Source organism: Pseudomonas sp. EpS/L25 (assembly GCF_001512295.1).
Classification (GTDB): Bacteria; Pseudomonadota; Gammaproteobacteria; order Pseudomonadales; family Pseudomonadaceae; genus Chryseomonas.
This window is the reverse complement of record NZ_LNUP01000002.1, coordinates 562,017-580,610: the sequence shown is the minus strand read 5'-3', so window position 1 is coordinate 580,610 and position 18,594 is coordinate 562,017. Positions and strand designations below refer to the sequence as shown.

Genomic DNA, 18,594 nt, shown 5'->3' with positions numbered 1-18,594 from the left:
CGGCAGGATCAGGCGATGCCGTAGCTCATCAGGCGCTCGTAGCGACGTTCCAGCAGCGCCGGCACGTCATAGCCCTTGAGCTCGTCGAGTTGCTGCAGCAGCGCGTTGCGCAGGCTGGCAGCCATGGCCTGGGGATCGCGGTGGGCGCCACCCAGGGGCTCGTCGATGACCTGGTCGACGATATTCAGGCTCTTCAGCCGCTCGGCGGTGATGCCCATGGCCTCGGCGGCCTCGGGCGCCTTCTCGGCGGTCTTCCACAGGATGGACGCGCAACCTTCCGGCGAGATCACCGAGTAGGTGGAATGCTGCAGCATGTTGAGCTGGTCGCAGACACCGATGGCCAGGGCACCGCCGGAACCACCTTCGCCGATCACGGTGGCGATGATGGGGGTCTTCAACCGCGCCATGACGCGCAGGTTCCAGGCGATGGCTTCGCTCTGGCCACGCTCTTCGGCGTCGATGCCCGGGTAGGCGCCGGGGGTGTCGATGAAGGTCAGGATCGGCATCTTGAAGCGTTCGGCCATTTCCATCAGGCGGCAGGCCTTGCGATAGCCTTCCGGACGCGGCATGCCGAAGTTGCGGCGCACCTTCTCGCGCACTTCACGACCCTTCTGGTGGCCGATGATCATCACCGGGCGACCGTCCAGGCGGGCGATGCCCCCCACGATGGCCGGGTCGTCGGCGAAGTGGCGATCACCGTGCAGCTCTTCGAAATCGCTGAACAGGTAGCCGATGTAGTCGAGGGTGTAGGGACGCAGCGGATGACGCGCCAGACGAGCCACCTGCCAGCTGGACAGGTCGCTGAAGATGCTCTTGGTGAGCGCCTGGCTCTTCTCCTGCAACCGGGCGATCTCGTCACTGATGTTCAGCGCATTGTCGTTACCGACCAGTCGAAGTTCTTCGATCTTGGCCTGGAGATCGGCGATAGGCTGTTCGAAATCGAGATAGTTCGGGTTCATGGGCATCCGTTTTTGCGTTCTGCAAGCTAAAGGGAGAGCCAGGGGCCGGGGCGCATACCTTAAGGGATAGCGCGCAACAGGTCGAGACTGCGGCCGTACGAGACGGCCAACCGACTCCTGACGGAAACGGGCAAGGAGCGCGCAGGGCGCTCCGCATCAACGATAGTTGAGAAAGACGTTCTCCCTGCCGAACTGGTCACGCAGGGTTTGAATCAGGCCGTCGGCCGGGTCGATCCGGTAGTTCTCACCGAACTGCAGCAGCGCCCGCGCGGTGGGCCCCTGGTAGTCGATGGTGACCGGGCAGGCGCCACGATGACGACCGCACAACTCGCCCAGCCAGCGCAGTCGATCCCCCGCCAAGGCCTCGCTGCGCACCGCGATCCTCAGGCTCTCCGCCAGGGCGGTACGGGCTTCTTCCAGCCCCAGCACCCGCTTGGCACGCAGGCGCAGGCCACCGGAAAAATCATCCTGGCTGACCTCACCCTCGACGATCACCAGGGCATCGGTCTGCAACAGCGCCTGGGCGGCGTTGAAGGCCTCGGCGAACAGCGAAGCCTCGATGCGCCCGGAGCGGTCGTCCAGGGTGACGAAGCCCATCTTGTCGCCGCGCTTGTTCTTCATCACCCGTAGGTTGACGATCAGCCCGGCCACGGTCTGGGTCTCGCGCGACGGCTTGAGGTCGACGATGCGCTGGCGCGCCAGGCGGCGAACCTCGCCTTCGTATTCCTCGATGGGGTGACCGGTCAGGTACAGCCCCAGGGTCTCCTTCTCGCCGCGCAGACGCTCCTTGAGATTGAGCTCGCGGGCGCGGCGGTGATTGGCATAGACATCGGCCTCGGGCTCGGCGAAGACACCGCCGAAAAGATCGACGTGACCGCTGTCGTGGCTGCGCGCGGTCTGCTCCGCGGAGGCAATGGCCTCTTCCATGGCGGCCAGTAGCACGGCGCGATTCTGGTCGATGGTGGCCTGGTAGGCCTTGATCTCGTCGTGGTAGTGCGGCCCCAGGCGATCCAGGGCCCCGGAGCGGATCAAGGCTTCCAGGGTGCGCTTGTTGATGCGTTTGAGGTCGACGCGGGCACAGAAGTCGAACAGATCCTTGAAGGGCCCTTCGGCCCGCGCCTCGACGATGGCCTCCACCGGTCCCTCGCCCACGCCCTTGATGGCGCCGAGGCCGTAGACGATGCGCCCGCCTTCGTTCACGGTGAACTTGAATTCGGAAATGTTCACGTCCGGCGTATCGATGCGCAGCTTCATGTGGCGGCATTCCTCGATGAGGATCACCACCTTGTCGGTGTTGTGCATGTCCGCCGACAGTACCGCCGCCATGAAGGGCGCCGGATGGTGGGTCTTCAGCCAGGCGGTCTGGTAGGAGACCAGGCCATAGGCGGCCGAGTGAGACTTGTTGAAGCCATAACCGGCGAATTTCTCCACCAGGTCGAAGATGTTGCCCGCCAGATCGGCATCGATGCCGTTGTTGGCGCAGCCTTCGATGAAGCCGCCGCGCTGCTTGGCCATCTCCTCGGGCTTCTTCTTGCCCATGGCCCGGCGCAGCATGTCCGCCTGGCCCAGGGTATAGCCCCCCATGACCTGGGCGATCTGCATCACCTGCTCCTGGTAGAGGATGATGCCGTAGGTGGGCGCCAGCACCGGCTGCAGGCCGTCGTACTGGTAGTCCGGGTGCGGATAGGCCAGCTCGGCGCGGCCGTGCTTGCGGTTGATGAAGTCGTCCACCATGCCCGACTGCAGCGGACCCGGGCGAAACAGCGCCACCAGGGCGATGAGGTCTTCCAGGCAGTCCGGCTTGAGCTTCTTGATCAGCTCCTTCATGCCGCGGGATTCCAGCTGGAAGACGGCAGTGGTCTCGGCCTTCTGCAGCAAGGCGTAGGTCGGCTTGTCATCCAGTGGAATGAAGTCGATGTTGATCGGTTCGAGACCCTGCTTGGCCTGTTCGCGATTGATCGTCTCCAGCGCCCACTTGATGATGGTCAGGGTACGCAGACCGAGGAAGTCGAACTTGACCAGGCCGGCCTGCTCGACGTCATCCTTGTCGAACTGGGTCACCAGACCGTTGCCGTCCTCGTCACAGGCGATGGGCGAGAAATCGGTCAGCTTGGTCGGCGCGATCACCACGCCCCCGGCGTGCTTTCCGGTACCCCGGGTGATGCCCTCGAGCTTCAGGGCCATGTCCCAGATTTCCTTGGCGTCCTCGTCGGTCGCCAGGAAGTCGCGCAGCGGCTCCTCCTGCTCGTAGGCCTTCTGCAGGGTCATGCCCACTTCGAAGGGAATCATCTTCGACAGGCGATCGGCCAGGCCGTAGGACTTGCCCTGCACCCGTGCCACGTCGCGCACCACCGCCTTGGCCGCCATGGTGCCGAAGGTGATGATCTGGCTCACCGCCTCGCGCCCGTACAGGTCGGCCACGTAGTCGATCACCCGATCACGACCGTCCATGCAGAAGTCGACGTCGAAGTCGGGCATGGAGATCCGTTCGGGATTCAAGAAGCGCTCGAACAGCAGGTCGTAGGCCAGCGGATCGAGGTCGGTGATCTTCAGTACATAGGCCACCAGGGAGCCGGCACCCGAGCCCCGGCCGGGGCCGACCGGCACACCGTTGTTCTTCGCCCACTTGATGAAGTCCATCACGATGAGGAAGTAGCCGGGGAAGCCCATCTGGATGATGATGTCGAGCTCGAAGTTGAGCCGGTCGACGTACTCCTGGCGCTTCTCCTCGTAGTTGGGCGTGGTTTCCCGTGGCCAGAGCACGGCCAGGCGCTCTTCCAGGCCCTCGAAGGACACGTGGCGCAGGTAGTCGTTGATGGTCATCCCGTTGGGAATCGGGAAGTTGGGCAGGAAGTACTTGCCCAGCTGGATCTCGATGTTGCAGCGCTTGGCGATCTCGACGGTGTTTTCCAGCGCCTCCGGCAGGTCGCTGAACAGCTCGGTCATCTCGGCCGCCGACTTCAGGTACTGCTGGTCGCTGTACTTGCGCTCGCGGCGAGGGTCGTCCAGCGGGCGACCTTCACCGATGCAGACGCGGGTCTCGTGGGCCTCGAAGTCCTCGGCCTTGAGAAAGCGCACGTCGTTGGTCGCCACCAGCGCACCACCGCAGCGATCGGCCAGGGCCACGGCGGCATGCAAATGCTCTTCGTCACCGGCTCGCTCGGTACGCTGCACCTCCAGATAGAAGCGATCCTGGAAGACCGCCTGCCATTCCGCGAACAGCCGATCGGCCAGGACCAGGTCGCCTTCCAGCAGCGCCAGGCCGATTTCCCCCTCCTTGGCCCCGGACAGGGCGATCAAGCCTTCGTTCGCTTCCTTCACCCAGTCACGCTGGATGATGATCTGGCCTTCGCGCTGGCCTTCCTGGAAGCCGCGCGACAGCAGTTCGGTGAGGTTGCGATAGCCCTTGGCGTTCATCACCAGGAGGGACATCCGGGTCAGGGGGGCATCGCTGTCCAGGCCGGCCAGCCAGATGTCCGCTCCGGCGATGGGCTTGATACCCGCGCCCATGGCCGCCTTGTAGAACTTGACCAGCGAACAGAGGTTGCCCTGGTCGGTCACGGCGACCGCCGGCATGCCGGCCGCTTCGGCGGCCTTGACCAGCCCCTTCACCCGCACGATCCCGTCGACCAGGGAGTATTCCGTGTGTAGACGCAGGTGGACGAAGGATGCGGACATGGCAAAGACCCCTTGATGCTTGAGGCGCGAGATTGTACCGGATAGTCGAGCCTGGGCTTGTCTGAAAAGTAGTCGAGTGACGGTCAGGCTTGGCAAAAATCCGTGAGGAAGCGGAGTTTACGGATGGTAAATGAGCATTCCGATCGGACTGGCGACCCAGCGGACTATTAACGCCACATGGCCGAGCACAGGCACTTTTCAGACATAAGCCTAGGGGCAGACCGCTGCGACGGCTGTCAGTAGGTCGCGATGATCTGGGTCGAGGCCTGGGTCTCGAGCGCCAGCCAGGCGTCCCGTACCGGCGCGAAGGAACGCCGGTGAATGGGCGTCGGCCCCAGGCGCCGGAGGGCATCCAGATGCTCGGCCGTGGGATAGCCCTTGTGGCCGGCCAGGCCGTAGCCCGGATAGAGCGCATCCAAGACCTGCATTTCGCGGTCGCGGGTCACCTTGGCCAGGATCGAGGCGGCGGCGATCGCCGGCACCTGGCTATCGCCCTTCACCACCGGCGAACTGGGCACGGCCAGCTTGGGACAGCGATTGCCATCGATCAACGCCAACCGTGGCTGGACCGCCAGGCCTTCCACGGCGCGCTGCATGGCCAGCATGGTGGCGTGCAGGATGTTCAACCTGTCGATCTCGGCGACCTCGGCCCGGGCAACGCACCAGGCCAGGGCCTTTTCCTGGATTTCGTCGAACAGGGCCTCACGGCGAGTCAGCGACAGCTTCTTCGAATCGTTCAGCCCTAGAATGGGCTTACCCGGATCGAGGATCACCGCAGCCGTGACTACGGCGCCGCACAGCGGACCGCGACCCACTTCGTCCACCCCGGCAACCAGCGCCTCCACTAGGTTGAAATCCAGCCCCAGCTGCATCAGCCGCGCTCCCGCAAGAGCGCTAGCACGGCGCTGGCCGCCTGTACCGACGCATCGCGTCTCAGGCTGTGATGGATGGCAGCGAAACTGTCGGTCTGCTGCTCCGGCCGCTCCAGCAATGGCAGCAGCTCGGCCACCAGGTGCTCCGGCGTCGCCTCGTGCTGGATCAACTCGGGCACCAGCTTGCGCCCAGCCAGCAGGTTGGGCAGCGAGATATAGGGACTCTTCACCAACTGCTTGAGGATCAGATAGGTCAGGGGTGCCACCCGATAGGCCACCACCATGGGCCGCTTGAACAGCAACGTTTCCAGGGTCGCGGTGCCCGAAGCGATCAGCACGCCATCACAGGCGGCCAGTACCTCGTGGGAACGACCATCGGTCAACAGCAGCGGCAAAGGCGGTCGCCCTTCCAGCAGTTGCTCCACCTGCGCCCGCCGCGCGGCATTGGCACAGGGCAGCACGAAGCGCACGTCGGGACGCTTGGCCAACAATAGCGCCGCAGCATCCAGGAATAGCGCACCCAGGCGCCCCACCTCACCACCGCGACTACCAGGCAGCAGGGCGATAACCTTCCCCTCTTCCGGCAGCCCCAGGGACTGCCTGGCCGCCCGGCGGTCGCTGTCGAAGGGAATGGTGTCGGCCAGCGGATGGCCAACGAAGCGCACCGGCACCCGCTGCTCTTCGTAGAAGCGGGCTTCGAAGGGGAACAGGGTCAGCATCAGGTCGCAGCCGTCGCGAATCTTCAGCACCCGCTTTTGCCGCCAGGCCCACACCGAAGGACTGACGTAGTGCACCGCTGGTATCCCGGCACCATGCAGCTGGGCCTCGATCTCCAGGACGAAATCCGGGGCATCGATGCCGATGAAGACGTCCGGTCGAGCCGCGAGCAACTGGGCGATCAGCGCCTTGCGCCGACCCAGGAGTTCACGCAGACGACCAAGCACCTCGACCAGCCCCATGACCGCCAGGCGCTCCATGGGAAACTCGGATACCAGGCCCTCGGCTTCCATCCGCGGTCCGCCGACGCCCATGAATTCGATGTGCGGATGCTGCGCGCGCAACGCCTGCATGAGACCGGCGCCCAGCAGGTCACCCGACGCCTCTCCTGCCACCAGCGCCACCCGCAGGGGACGCTGGGCGAACTCAGCGGGTGATGCCACGCGTGGCACTCTGGATGGAATCGCGGAACACCGCCACTTCGGGAAATTGCTGGGCCACGGGCTCCAGTTCGCGCAGGGCCTCGTCGACGGTCAGGCCCTGGCGGTAGACCACCTTGTAGCAGCGCCGCAGCGTCTGGATGGCCTCGGTCGAAAAACCACGCCGACGCATGCCTTCGAAGTTCATGCTGCGCGCTTCGGCCGGGTTGCCGAACACCGTCACGTAGGCCGGTACGTCCTTACCGATCGCGGTACCCATGCCCGAGAAGCTGTGGGCGCCGATGCGGCAGAACTGGTGCACCAGGGTATAGCCGGACAGGATCGCCCAGTCGTCCACATGCACGTGCCCGGCGAGCGCAGTGTTGTTGACCAGGATGCAATGGTTGCCGATCACGCTGTCGTGCCCGATGTGCACATAGGCCATCAGCAGATTGTGGTCACCGATGGTGGTCTCTTCACGATCCTGCACAGTACCGCGATGGATGGTGACCCCTTCGCGAATGACGTTGTGATCGCCGATACGCAGCCGTGTCGGCTCACCCCGGTACTTCAGATCGGGCGTGTCTTCGCCGATCGAGGAAAACTGGTAAATCCGGTTGTGACGACCAATGACGGTCGGGCCCTTGAGAATGACGTGCGGACCTATCACGGTCCCCTCGCCTATCTCGACATCCGGCCCGATGATCGACCAGGGGCCGACCTGGACATCGGCGGCGAGCCGTGCCTGGGGGTCGACGATAGCCCTGGAGTCGATCAACGTCATAGCTTGCGTTCCGCGCAGATGATTTCGGCCGAGCAGACGGGCTTGTCGTCCACGCTGGCTTGGCATTCGAATTTCCAGATGCCACGCTTGGTGCTGAGGAAGCGGGCTTCGAGGACCAGTTGGTCGCCCGGCGTCACCGGCTGGCGAAACCGCAGCTTATCCGATCCGACGAAGTAGTACAGGGTGCCATCGGCGGGCGAGGAATTCATCATCTTGAAGCCCAGCACGCCAGCGGCCTGGGCCATCGCCTCGACGATGAGCACGCCCGGCATGATCGGGTGCTGCGGGAAATGGCCGGTGAAGAACGGCTCGTTGATGCTGACGTTCTTGTAGGCGCGAATGCGCTTGGCTTCGATATCCAGCTCCGTCACGCGATCCACTAACAAAAAGGGATAGCGGTGCGGGAGATATTCACGGATCTCGTTGATGTCCATCATGGTCGGGGAAGGCCTGTTCAAAAAGGGGAAACATCCGATGCGCAATCAAGCATCAGAAGCAGCGTCATCCCGCGAGGTCACGGTAGCAACGATTTTTTCCAGATGTTGCAGACGGCGAGCCATGTCGTCGAGGTGGCGAATGCGCGCCGCGCTCTTCTTCCATTCCCCGGCCGGCTGCATGGCCGTACCGGAGGAATAGGCGCCTGGCTCGGTGATGGAGCGCGTCACCATGGTCATGCCGGTGACGAAGACGTTGTCGCATACCTCGATGTGACCAACCATGCCCACGCCACCGGCGATGGTGCAGTGCTTGCCGATCTTGGTACTGCCGGAAATGCCCACGCAGGCAGCCATGGCGGTGTGCTCACCGACCTGGACGTTGTGCGCGATCATGATCTGGTTATCCAGCTTGACGCCGTCGCTGATGACGGTATTGGCCAGGGCGCCACGATCAATGGTGGTATTGGCACCTATCTCGACGTCATCACCGATCAACACGCCACCCAACTGGGCGATCTTCTGCCACTGGCCACGCTCGTTGGCGAAACCGAAGCCTTCGGCCCCGATTACGGCCCCGGACTGCACCACGGCGCGTTCGCCGAGGATCACGTCGTGATAGAGGGTGACCCGTGGCGCCAGCCAGCTGTCGGCGCCGATGACGCTACGCGCACCCACCACGCAGTGGGCACCCAGGCTGACACCGGCACCGATCCGTGCCTGCGCCTCGATCACCACGTAGGGACCGATGGCGGCGGTCGGATCGACGACGGCATCCGCCGCGACCACGGCCGTGGGATGGATGCCAGCCGCGCTACGCGGCTTGCGGTCGAACAGATGGGACAACCGCGCGTAGGCGAGATAGGGGTTGGCCAGGATCAGGGCGTCGCCGGCATAGCCGTCGGCGTCCTTTTCCGACAACAGCACCGCACCAGCCCGGGTATCGGGCAGGTAACGGCGGTATTGCGGATTGGCGAGGAAACTCAACTGGTCGGGACCGGCTTCCGGCAGGGTGGCCAGGCCGGTCACCACGCGCTCGGGCGATCCGCGCAACTCCGCGGTCAACTGGCGGCTTTCCAGCCACTGCGCCAGTTCGCCCAGCGTGAAGGTCGGATGGCTCATTAACGACCTGCGTTCATCCGCTCGATCACCTGGCGGGTGATGTCGTACTGCGGCTTCACGTCGACCACGGCACCACGCTCGAGTACCAGATCGTAATCGCCCTTCTTCAACACCTCTTCCACGGCCTTGTCCAGGCGCGGCTTGAGCAGCTTGAGCATGTCGCGATCGGAGGCAGCCTTGGCGTCGTTGAGTTCCTTGGACTGGAACTGGAAGTCACGTGCCTTCTGGCGGAAGTCGTTCTCCAGACGGGTACGCTCGGCCTCGGCCATCTTGTCGCCGCCCTTGTTCAGCCGGTCCTGGATGTCCTTGGCGGAGCTTTCCAGGGTCTTGAGCTTGTTCAGCTGGGGACCGAACTTCTTCTCGGAGTCGACCGCGTACTTCTTGGCGGCGTCCGATTCCAGCAGGGCCATCTGATAGTTGAGGACCGCGATCTTGGTGTCGGCGAACACCGGAGCAGCGACGAGAACGGCAGCGAACAGAGCGTAACGGGTGTACTTGTGCACAGTTGACTCCTGCGTGAAGCGCAAAGGTGTAGCCTGGGTCAGAACGTCTGACCCAGCGAGAACTGGAAGACCTGCGGATCGGAATTGCCCGGCTTCTTGACCGGCACGCCGAGGCTGAAGCTCAGCGGACCCAGGGCGGTTACCCAGGTCAAACCGACGCCGACCGAGCTCGCCATGTTCGAGAGGCTGACGTCGCCGCAATTCTGCGTGGTGTTCAGATAGCACTTGGTGCTGAACACGTTACCCACGTCCCAGAACAGCACGGTGCGCAGGGACTTCTGATCCTTCACGAAGGGTAGCGGGAAGAGATATTCCACGCCGCCGGTGATGAGGACGTTACCACCGAAGGCCTCGGACTTGTCGCGATCGCGGTAGCCCTGACCCTGGGCGCCATAGGTCGGCGGATTCCCCGGCGGCGTGGTGCGTGGGCCCAGGCTGCTGTCTTCGAAGCCGCGCACGGAGTTGAAACCACCGGCGTAGTAGTTCTCGTAGAACGGCAGGCCATCGGTGCTGCCATAGCCGTCGCCGTAACCCAGCTCGGTGTGGAAGCGCAACGCGGTGTTATCGGTCAGCGGCGTGAACAGCTGGCCACGGTAGTCGAGCTTGTAGAAGCTCAGGTCGCTGCCGGGGATGGTGATCTGGCCGGTCAGGCTCTGGGAAGCACCCCGGGTCGGCAAGACGCCACGGTTGAGCGTGGAGCTCGACCAGCCGATGCTGGCCTTGAAGTTGGTGAAGTCCTTCCCTTCGCGCTCGACGAAGTCATAGATCTCGTCGGCACTGTAGGTACCGGGGTTGATCTCGTCGTTCTGCACGCTCAGCCCGTAGGTCAGACGCGAGGTCTCGCTGATCGGATAACCCAGGGTGACACCGGTACCCAGGCTGTTGATCGAGTAATAGGAGACGTCACTGTCGTACAGCTTGCTGTAGTCGGTGCTGCGATAGAAGATGTTGTAGCCAAGGCTCACGCCGTCTGGCGTGAAGTAGGGATCGGTGAAACTGAAGTTGTAGCGGCTCTGGTACTGGGAGCGGGTCAGACCGATGCTGACCTGGTTACCGGTACCCAGGAAGTTGTTCTGGCTGATGGAACCACCGAGGATCAGGCCGGCGCTCTGGGCGAAGCCGACGCTGGCGGTGATGGAGCCGGAGGGTTGCTCCTCGACGTTGTAGTTCACGTCGACCATGTCGTCGGTGCCAGGCACCTGAGGCGTCTCGACCTTGACCTCCTTGAAGTAGCCCAGACGCTCGAGACGAGTCTTGGACTGGTCGATGAGATAGGTGGAAGCCCAACCACCTTCCATCTGGCGCATCTCGCGACGCAGCACCTCGTCCTCGGTCTTGGTGTTACCGCGGAAGTTGATGCGATTGACGTAGGCGCGCTTGCCCGGATCGACCACGTAGGTCAGGGACACGCTGTGATCGTCGTCGTGGGGCTCGGGCAGACCGTTGACGTTGGCGAAGGTGTAACCCTCGTTGCCCAGACGGCGAGTGATCAGGTCCGAGGTGGTGGTCATCACCTTGCGCGAGAAGACCTGGCCCGGCTGGACCAGCATCAGCTTGCGCAGCTCTTCCTCCGGCACTTTGAGGTCACCGGACAGCTTTACCTCACGAACGGTGTACTTCTGCCCTTCGTTGACGTTGACCGTGATGTAGACGTGCTTCTTGTCGGGCGTGATGGACACCTGGGTCGAGGTGATGTCCATGTTGATGTAGCCACGGTCGAGGTAGTAGGAGCGCAGTCGCTCCAGGTCACCCGACAGCTTTTCCCGAGAGTACTTGTCATCGTTACGGAAGAACGACAGCCAGTTGCTCGGCTTGAGCTCGAACAGCGAGGTCAGATCGTCTTCGGGGAAGACCGTGTTGCCCACCACGTTGACGTGGGAGATGGTAGCCACCTCGCCCTCGTTGATGGTGATCTTCAGTTGCACGCGGTTGCGCGGCTGGGGCACCACCTCGGTGTCGATGCTGGCGGAATAGCGCCCCTGGGCGACGTACTGGCGCAGCAGCTCGTTGCGGACGCCTTCGAGCGTCGCGCGCTGGAATATCTCGCCTTCGGCGAGGCCGGCCTGCTTGAGCCCTTTCATCAGGTCATCGGTGGAGATCGCCTTGTTCCCTTCCAAAGTGATGCTGGAAATGGACGGACGCTCGACGACGTTGACCACCAGGACGTTGCCGTCACGGCCCAACTGGATGTCCTGGAAGAAACCGGTGCGGAACAGCGACCGGGAGGCTTCGGCCAGCTTGTTGTCGTCGACGGCCTCGCCGACGTTCAGCGGCAGGGCACCGAAGACGCTGCCGGACGATACTCGTTGCAGTCCGTTGACACGGATATCGGAGATGGTGAAGGACTCGGCGTGTACCTCGCCGATCATCAGCGCGGCTATTACCGCAGGTAGCAGCAGGCGTTTCATGAGTCCCTTTTATTCCAACTGGCAAATAAAGAATCTGCCGCACTGGGCGGCAGATTCGGCAATCAGCAGAGTGTCAGAGGCGACCGAGGTCATTGACCAAGGCCAGCAGCATCACACCCACGACGAGGCTAATACCGATCTGCATGCCCCAGGTCTGCACGCGCTCGGACAAGGGCCGCCCGCGAATCCACTCGACGAAGTAGAACACCAGGTGACCACCGTCGAGCACGGGGATAGGCAACAGATTCAGAACCCCCAGGCTTATGCTCAAGTACGCCAGGAAATTGAGAAAATCCCCCAGGCCCGACTGAGCGGAAGCGCCCGCCACTTTAGCAATGGTTATCGGCCCGCTCAAGTTTTTTACCGACAGCTCTCCCAAGAGCATCTTCTTCAGGGAAACCAGCGTCAGCACGCTCATCTGCCAGGTACGGGCAATGCCTTCGCCCACGGCTGCCACGGGTCCGTAGCTGATTTCGCGAACCATTTCCGCGGGCCACTTGACCGGGGCCACACCGGCACCGAGGTAGCCCGCCTCGGCGTTATCGACCCGCCGCGCGCCCAGACGCAGGGAGACATCGTGCTGCTGACCCTGGCGCTCGTAGGTCAGTTTGATCTGACGATTGGGATGAGCCCTCACCCACTCCACGGCCTGCTGCCAGTCGTCGATGGCCTGGTCGTCCAGGGCGACCAGGCGGTCGCCGGTCTGCAAGCCGGCCGCCTGGGCAGGACCCGCGGGATCGAGTTCGGCGAAGACCGCCGGCATGCGGGGCCGCCAGGGTCGCAGCCCCAGGGCCTGGATGGGATCCGGATCCTCGGCACCGCGCAGCCAGGACTGCAGCTCGATGACGCTACCCTGCTCCGCCGTGGTGCCAGGAACGACGTAGCTCAGCCGCAGCGGCCCGCTCTCGCCCAGCCGATCGACCAGTCGCAGGTTGACCGCCGACCAGCTGTCCACCGGCTCATCGTCGACCGCGGTCAATTCGGCGCCGACCGGGATACCCGCCTGGGCCGCCAGCGTGCCGGCAACGACCGCACCCACCACCGGACGCGGCTGCTGGGACCCCAGCATGGCCAGCAACCAGAAGAACAGGATGGCCAGCAGGAAGTTGGCGATGGGTCCGGCGGCGACGATGGCGATACGCTGGCGAACGGTCTTACGATTGAAGGCGGCGTGCTGCTCTTCTGGCGGCACCGGCGCCTCGCGTTCGTCCAGCATCTTGACGTAGCCACCCAGGGGAATGGCCGCGACCACGAATTCGGTGCCGTGGCGGTCGTGCCAGCGCAGCAGGGGCTTGCCGAAGCCTACCGAGAAGCGCAGCACCTTGACGCCGCAACGCCGCGCCGTCCAGAAATGGCCGTACTCATGGATGGTCACCAGGACGCCTAGGGCGACCAGGGTTCCCAGAATCGTGTACAGGATGGACATTGGCTGCCTCCGCTACCTCAGTGTGCAGATTCTGCGGACTCGCGGACCGGGTGTCGAGGCGCCGGATCAGCGACTCGACAACCAGGCCTGCGCCAACCGCCGAGCGGTGGCGTCGGCCGCGAAGACCGTGTCGAGATTGTCCGCCGGGCACGGTACCGTGCGCTGGAGCACCGATTCGATCAGCCGGGGGATTTCGGTGAAGCCCAACCGACCTGCGAGGAAGGCCTCGACGGCGACTTCGTTGGCCGCATTGAGCGTCGCCGGCAGGCAGCCGCCCGCCTGGGCCGCCTCGCGCGCCAGGCGCAGACAAGGAAAGCGCTCTTCATCGGGCCGCTCGAATTCGAGCCGACCGATCTCGAACAGATCGAGCGCCGCGACGCCGGACGTTATGCGTTCCGGCCACGCCAGGGCATGGGCGATGGGCGTACGCATGTCGGGATTGCCCAGCTGAGCCAGCACCGAGCCGTCCACGTAGTCCACCAGGGAGTGGATGACACTCTGGGGATGGATGACCACTTCGACCTGAGCCGGGGCGGCATCGAACAACCAGCAGGCCTCGATCAGTTCGAGCCCCTTGTTCATCAGGGTCGCGGAATCCACCGAGATCTTGCGCCCCATGGACCACTTGGGATGGGCACAAGCCTGATCGGGAGTGACATCCCGCAACAGCTCGGCAGGCGTCTGGCGGAAGGGGCCACCCGAGGCAGTCAACAGGATGCGACGCACGCCCTTGGCGGCCAGACCCGGCGTGGCAGGATCGGCCAGGCATTGGAAGATGGCATTGTGCTCGCTGTCGATCGGCAGCAGCGTCGCGCCACTGGCGCGCACGGCCTCGATGAACAGCGCACCGCTCATGACCAGCGCTTCCTTGTTGGCGAGCAGTACCCGCTTGCCGGCCTTGACCGCCGCCAGCGTGGGCTTGAGGCCCGCCGCACCGACGATCGCCGCCATGACGGTATCGACCTGCGGGTGGGCGGCAATGGCCTCCAGCCCGGACTCGCCGATGAGGATGTCGGGCGAGGCGCCGGCCGTCTGGAGCAGCAGCTGCAAGCGCTCGGCGGAAGCCTCATCCGGCACGGCTACGCAACGCGGGCGGAACCTCTGGCAGAGTTCGGCCAGCTCATCCAGACGGCGATGGCCGCTGAGGGCGAAGATTTCGTACCGCTGCGGATGCTGCGCCACCACGTCCAGGGTACTGGCGCCGATGGACCCGGTGGCGCCAAGAACGCACAGGCGCTGGAGACTCACTGCACACCCCAGCCAGCCCACCAGAGCAGTAGCGCGAACAGCGGTACCGCGGCCGTCAGGCTGTCGATACGATCCAGCACCCCGCCATGCCCCGGCAGCAGCTGGCTGCTGTCCTTGAGGCCGGCCTGGCGCTTGAACATGCTTTCGGTGAGATCACCGACGACGGAGATGAGCACCACGCAGGCGGCACCGATGAGCGCCTGCAGCAGATCGCCCAGCCCCCAACCGCGGACCAGGCCGAGCACCAGGGTCGCGACCAGCGCGGCGGCCAGGCCACCATAGAGGCCTTCCCAGCTCTTGCCGGGGCTCACGGCCGGCGCCAGCTTGCGCTTGCCAAAGGCCCGTCCGGAGAAATAGGCGAAGATGTCGGCCAGCCAGACCAGCATCATCACTTCGAGAATCAGCAGATTGCCGCCCGGTGCCGCCTTGAGCAGCATCAGACCCTGCCAGGCCGGGACCAGCACCACCAGCCCGATGAGCAGCCGCCGCCAGGGCGCCTGCCAGGCGCGAGCACTGTCCGGATAGGTCAGCACCAGCACGGTCGCGTACAGCCACCAGGCGAGGCTGATGAACAGCAGTCCGTGAGCACCCGCGGGAAGCGTCCAGCACACCAACAGCGCCAGCGCGACGATGGCGGCGTAGGCACAGCGCAGGGGCTGCGCCTCGAGACCGGCCAGGCGGGACCATTCCCAGGCGCCCAGCACCACCACCGCACCGATGAACAGCGCGAACGCCGCCCCTTCCAGCCAGAAAAACCCGGCCAGAGCGATGGGCAACAGCACCATCGCCGTGATAACTCGCTGTTTCAGCATTAGGCGCGTAGCTCCGCTTCCACCTGTTCGCAGGTCCGGCCGAAACGCCGCTGGCGAGTGGCGAAGTCAGCCAGGGCTGCCTGCATGGCTTCGTGCTTGAAGTCCGGCCAGAAGAGGTCGGAAAAATATAGCTCGGCGTAGGCGATCTGCCAGAGCAGGAAGTTGCTCACCCGCCGCTCGCCACCGGTACGGATGCACAGATCGGGCAACGGCAAGTCAGCGGTCGCGAGACATCCCTGCAGCAACTCCGGCGTGATGTCCGCCGGCTGCAGGCTACCCTGCTGGACCTGCGACGCCAGCTGCTGGGCGGCCTGGGTGATATCCCACTGGCCGCCGTAGTTGGCGGCGATCTGCAACACGAAACGGGTGTGATGGGCCGTGAGCGCCTCGACTTCCGCCATGGCGGCCTGCAGCTCCGGATGGAACAGCGAGCGGTCGCCGATGATGCGCAGGCGGATGCCGTTCTGATGCAGCTTCTTGGCTTCCCGGCGCAGGGCGGACAGGAACAGCTCCATCAGGGCCCCGACCTCGTCGGCCGGGCGCCGCCAGTTCTCGCTGGAAAAGGCGAACAGCGTGAGCACCTCGACGCCCGCGTCGCCGCAGACCTCGATGACCGCCCGTACGGCATCGACCCCGGCCTTGTGACCGGCGACACCGGGCAGCAACCTACGGCGCGCCCAGCGATTGTTCCCGTCCATGATGATCGCCACGTGACGCGGCACCACCTTGCCTGGCTTGCTCATGCCCATGCTACGTCCCAATCGTTGTCAAACGGCCATCAGGTCGGCTTCTTTGGCCTCCAGAGCCTTGTCCACCTCGGCGACGTACTTGTCCGTCAGCTTCTGGACTTCGTCCTGCGCACGGCGGTCTTCGTCCTCGCTGATTTCCTTTTCCTTGAGCAGATCCTTGAGCTGGGCCAGGGCATCGCGACGGATGTTGCGCACCGACACGCGCGCCTGCTCCGCCTCGGCACGGGCCTGCTTGGTGTAACCCTTGCGGGTTTCCTCGGTCAGCGCCGGCATCGGCACGCGGATGGTGGTGCCCGCGGTCGCCGGGTTCAGCCCGAGGTCCGAGGTCATGATGGCCTTTTCCACGGCCTGGATCATGCTCTTGTCGAACACGCTCAGCGCCAGGGTGCGCGAGTCCTCGACGGTGACGTTGGCTACTTGGCGCAGCGGGGTATCACTGCCGTAGTAGGAAACCATGACGCTATCCAGGATGCTTGGATGGGCACGTCCGGTGCGAATCTTGGCAAAGGTGTGACCCAGCGCCTCCAGGGTCTTGGTCATGCGCGCCTGCGCGTCCTTCTTGATTTCGTCGATCATGCTGTTCCCTCCTCGATCAGGGTACCCTCGCCGCCACCCACCACGATGTTGAGCAGGGCGCCGGGCTTGTTCATGTTGAAGACCCGCAGGGGCATGCTGTGGTCACGGCAGAGACAGATGGCCGTGAGATCCATGACGCCCAGTTTGCGGTCGAGCACCTCATCGTAGGTGAGACGCTCGAATTTTTCGGCATTGGGATCCTTGAAGGGATCCGCCGTGTATACACCATCCACCTTGGTGGCCTTTAGCACCAGGTCGGCTTCCACCTCGATCGCCCGCAGACAGGCGGCCGAATCGGTGGTGAAGAAGGGGTTGCCGGTACCCGCGGAGAAGATGACGACCTCGCCATCCTTCAGCTGGCGCAGCGCCTTGCGGCGGTCGTACTGGTCGGTCACACCGACCATGGAGATCGCGGACATCACCGTCGCGGGAATGTTGGAGCGCTCCAGGGCATCGCGCATGGCCAGGGCATTCATCACCGTGGCCAGCATGCCCATGTGGTCGCCCGTGACGCGATCCATGCCGGCTGCGGACAGGGCCGCGCCGCGGAACAGGTTGCCACCGCCGATCACCAGGCCGACCTGGACACCGATACCCACCAGTTGCCCGATCTCCAGCGACATGCGGTCCAGCACCTTCGGGTCGATCCCGAAGTCTTCACTTCCCATCAGGGCTTCGCCACTGAGCTTCAGCAGAATACGCTTGTAACGGGGTTGGCGACCACTCATCTGCTGTGCCATTCACTCTCTCCTGTGGCGATGAACATGTGCGGGGGATTTTGATCCAGCGATAGGAAAGCGCAACCGTAGTTGCGTTCACTCCAATCGGCAAAAAACTCCTTGGGAGGCGAGAAACTAGACGTGCCTTCCAATTTGACAAAGAGGCCGCGCGCTCGAAGCGGGCGGCCTCCTGGTCATCAGCGGATGCCGATCTTACTGCTTGCTGGCAGCCAGCTGGGCAGCGACTTCGGCAGCGAAGTCGACTTCGGCCTTCTCGATGCCCTCACCCACTTCGTAGCGTACGAAGGAGACGATCTCGGCACCGGCTTTCTTAGCCAGCTCGCCGACCTTGACGTCCGGGTCCTTGATGAAAGGCTGCTCGACCAGGCTGGCTTCGGCCAGGAACTTGTTGATGCGGCCCTTGACCATGTTCTCCACGATGTTCTCCGGCTTGCCGGCGATCTTGTCGGCGTTCAGCGCCAGGAAGATTTCCTTTTCCTTGGCGATGGCGTCTTCGGAAACCTGGGAGGGGTTCAGGAACTGGGGGTTGCTCGCCGCGACGTGCATGGCGATTTCCTTGGCCAGTTCGGCGGTGCCGCCTTGCAGGGTGACGACCACACCGATGCGATGACCGTGCAGGTAGGCGCCAACCACATCGCCTTCGACGCGGGTCAGGCGACGGATGTTGACGTTCTCGCCGCACTTGGCGACCAGGGCTTCACGAGCACCTTCCTGAGCGGCGATCAGCGGAGCGGCATCGCTCATCTTCTCGGCGAAGGCCTTGTCCAGGCTGGCGGCAACGAAGCCTTTGAAGTCGTCCTGCAGAGCCAGGAAATCGGTCTGGGAGTTGACTTCGATGATGACGGCAGCCTTGTGGTCGTCGGCGACCTTGACCGCGATGGAGCCTTCGGCAGCCACGTTACCGGCTTTCTTGGCGGCCTTGATGGCGCCAGCGGCACGCATGTCGTCGATGGCCTTCTCGATGTCGCCACCGGCAGCGGCCAGGGCCTTCTTGCAATCCATCATGCCTTGGCCGGTACGCTCGCGCAGTTCTTTGACCAGGGCTGCAGTGATTTCTGCCATGTTTGAAATCCTCTTGAAACGGTTTCGAGGTCACTCCGCACGATGACGGAGCCAATGAAACGCTAGTAGGCAAAAAGGGGGCTAG

The 18,594-nt window shown here is 63.9% G+C and carries 16 protein-coding genes; all 16 read right to left on the bottom strand.

The genetic code is table 11. The features are described 5' to 3' along the window. Positions 1–8: 8 nt before the first annotated feature. Positions 9–959, bottom strand: coding sequence for an acetyl-CoA carboxylase carboxyltransferase subunit alpha (locus AR540_RS03855; protein ID WP_059226520.1), 951 nt, complete (start codon positions 957–959; stop codon positions 9–11). A gap of 156 nt (positions 960–1,115) precedes the next feature. Beyond that, positions 1,116–4,637 carry a DNA polymerase III subunit alpha gene (gene dnaE, locus AR540_RS03850; protein WP_059226519.1) on the bottom strand — a complete coding sequence of 1,174 codons (3,522 nt, stop codon included), beginning with the start codon at positions 4,635–4,637 and terminating at the stop codon, positions 1,116–1,118. A gap of 236 nt (positions 4,638–4,873) precedes the next feature. Continuing rightward, on the bottom strand, positions 4,874–5,509 hold the full coding sequence (gene rnhB / locus AR540_RS03845; protein ID WP_059226518.1) for a ribonuclease HII: 636 nt from the start codon (positions 5,507–5,509) through the stop codon (positions 4,874–4,876). Next, positions 5,509–6,636, bottom strand: a complete 1,128-nt coding sequence (lpxB, locus tag AR540_RS03840) for a lipid-A-disaccharide synthase (RefSeq protein WP_065242519.1) — start codon at positions 6,634–6,636, stop codon at positions 5,509–5,511. The genes rnhB and lpxB overlap by 1 nt, the downstream gene beginning before the upstream one ends. Before the next feature lie 16 nt (positions 6,637–6,652). Next, on the bottom strand, positions 6,653–7,429 hold the full coding sequence (gene lpxA / locus AR540_RS03835) for an acyl-ACP--UDP-N-acetylglucosamine O-acyltransferase (protein ID WP_059226516.1): 777 nt from the start codon (positions 7,427–7,429) through the stop codon (positions 6,653–6,655). Next, the gene (gene fabZ, locus AR540_RS03830) at positions 7,426–7,866 is read right to left on the bottom strand and encodes a 3-hydroxyacyl-ACP dehydratase FabZ (RefSeq protein WP_059226515.1); all 441 of its coding nucleotides are present in this window, start codon (positions 7,864–7,866) and stop codon (positions 7,426–7,428) included. Before fabZ ends, lpxA begins: the two co-directional genes overlap by 4 nt. 45 nt (positions 7,867–7,911) lie before the next feature. Further along, entirely contained in the window at positions 7,912–8,985 is a 1,074-nt protein-coding gene (gene lpxD, locus AR540_RS03825; protein WP_059226514.1) for a UDP-3-O-(3-hydroxymyristoyl)glucosamine N-acyltransferase, read from the bottom strand. After that, positions 8,985–9,488 (bottom strand): OmpH family outer membrane protein, encoded by a 504-nt coding sequence (locus AR540_RS03820; RefSeq protein WP_059226513.1) that lies wholly within the window; start codon positions 9,486–9,488, stop codon positions 8,985–8,987. Before AR540_RS03820 ends, lpxD begins: the two co-directional genes overlap by 1 nt. A gap of 38 nt (positions 9,489–9,526) precedes the next feature. Beyond that, positions 9,527–11,896, bottom strand: coding sequence for an outer membrane protein assembly factor BamA (gene bamA, locus AR540_RS03815; protein ID WP_059226512.1), 2,370 nt, complete (start codon positions 11,894–11,896; stop codon positions 9,527–9,529). A gap of 73 nt (positions 11,897–11,969) precedes the next feature. Further along, complete coding sequence (gene rseP, locus AR540_RS03810) at positions 11,970–13,322, bottom strand: sigma E protease regulator RseP (protein ID WP_059226511.1); 1,353 nt, start codon at positions 13,320–13,322, stop codon at positions 11,970–11,972. Positions 13,323–13,388: 66 nt separating this feature from the next. Continuing rightward, positions 13,389–14,570, bottom strand: coding sequence for a 1-deoxy-D-xylulose-5-phosphate reductoisomerase (gene ispC, locus AR540_RS03805; protein ID WP_177339186.1), 1,182 nt, complete (start codon positions 14,568–14,570; stop codon positions 13,389–13,391). After that, complete coding sequence (locus tag AR540_RS03800) at positions 14,567–15,382, bottom strand: phosphatidate cytidylyltransferase (protein ID WP_059226510.1); 816 nt, start codon at positions 15,380–15,382, stop codon at positions 14,567–14,569. Before AR540_RS03800 ends, ispC begins: the two co-directional genes overlap by 4 nt. Then, complete coding sequence (uppS, locus tag AR540_RS03795; RefSeq protein WP_177339185.1) at positions 15,382–16,131, bottom strand: polyprenyl diphosphate synthase; 750 nt, start codon at positions 16,129–16,131, stop codon at positions 15,382–15,384. The genes AR540_RS03800 and uppS overlap by 1 nt, the downstream gene beginning before the upstream one ends. An 18-nt stretch (positions 16,132–16,149) precedes the next feature. Continuing rightward, on the bottom strand, positions 16,150–16,707 hold the full coding sequence (gene frr / locus AR540_RS03790) for a ribosome recycling factor (protein ID WP_058761983.1): 558 nt from the start codon (positions 16,705–16,707) through the stop codon (positions 16,150–16,152). Then, on the bottom strand, positions 16,704–17,447 hold the full coding sequence (gene pyrH, locus AR540_RS03785) for a UMP kinase (RefSeq protein ID WP_059226509.1): 744 nt from the start codon (positions 17,445–17,447) through the stop codon (positions 16,704–16,706). Before pyrH ends, frr begins: the two co-directional genes overlap by 4 nt. Before the next feature lie 192 nt (positions 17,448–17,639). After that, entirely contained in the window at positions 17,640–18,509 is an 870-nt protein-coding gene (gene tsf / locus AR540_RS03780) for a translation elongation factor Ts (protein WP_059226508.1), read from the bottom strand. Positions 18,510–18,594: the final 85 nt, after the last annotated feature.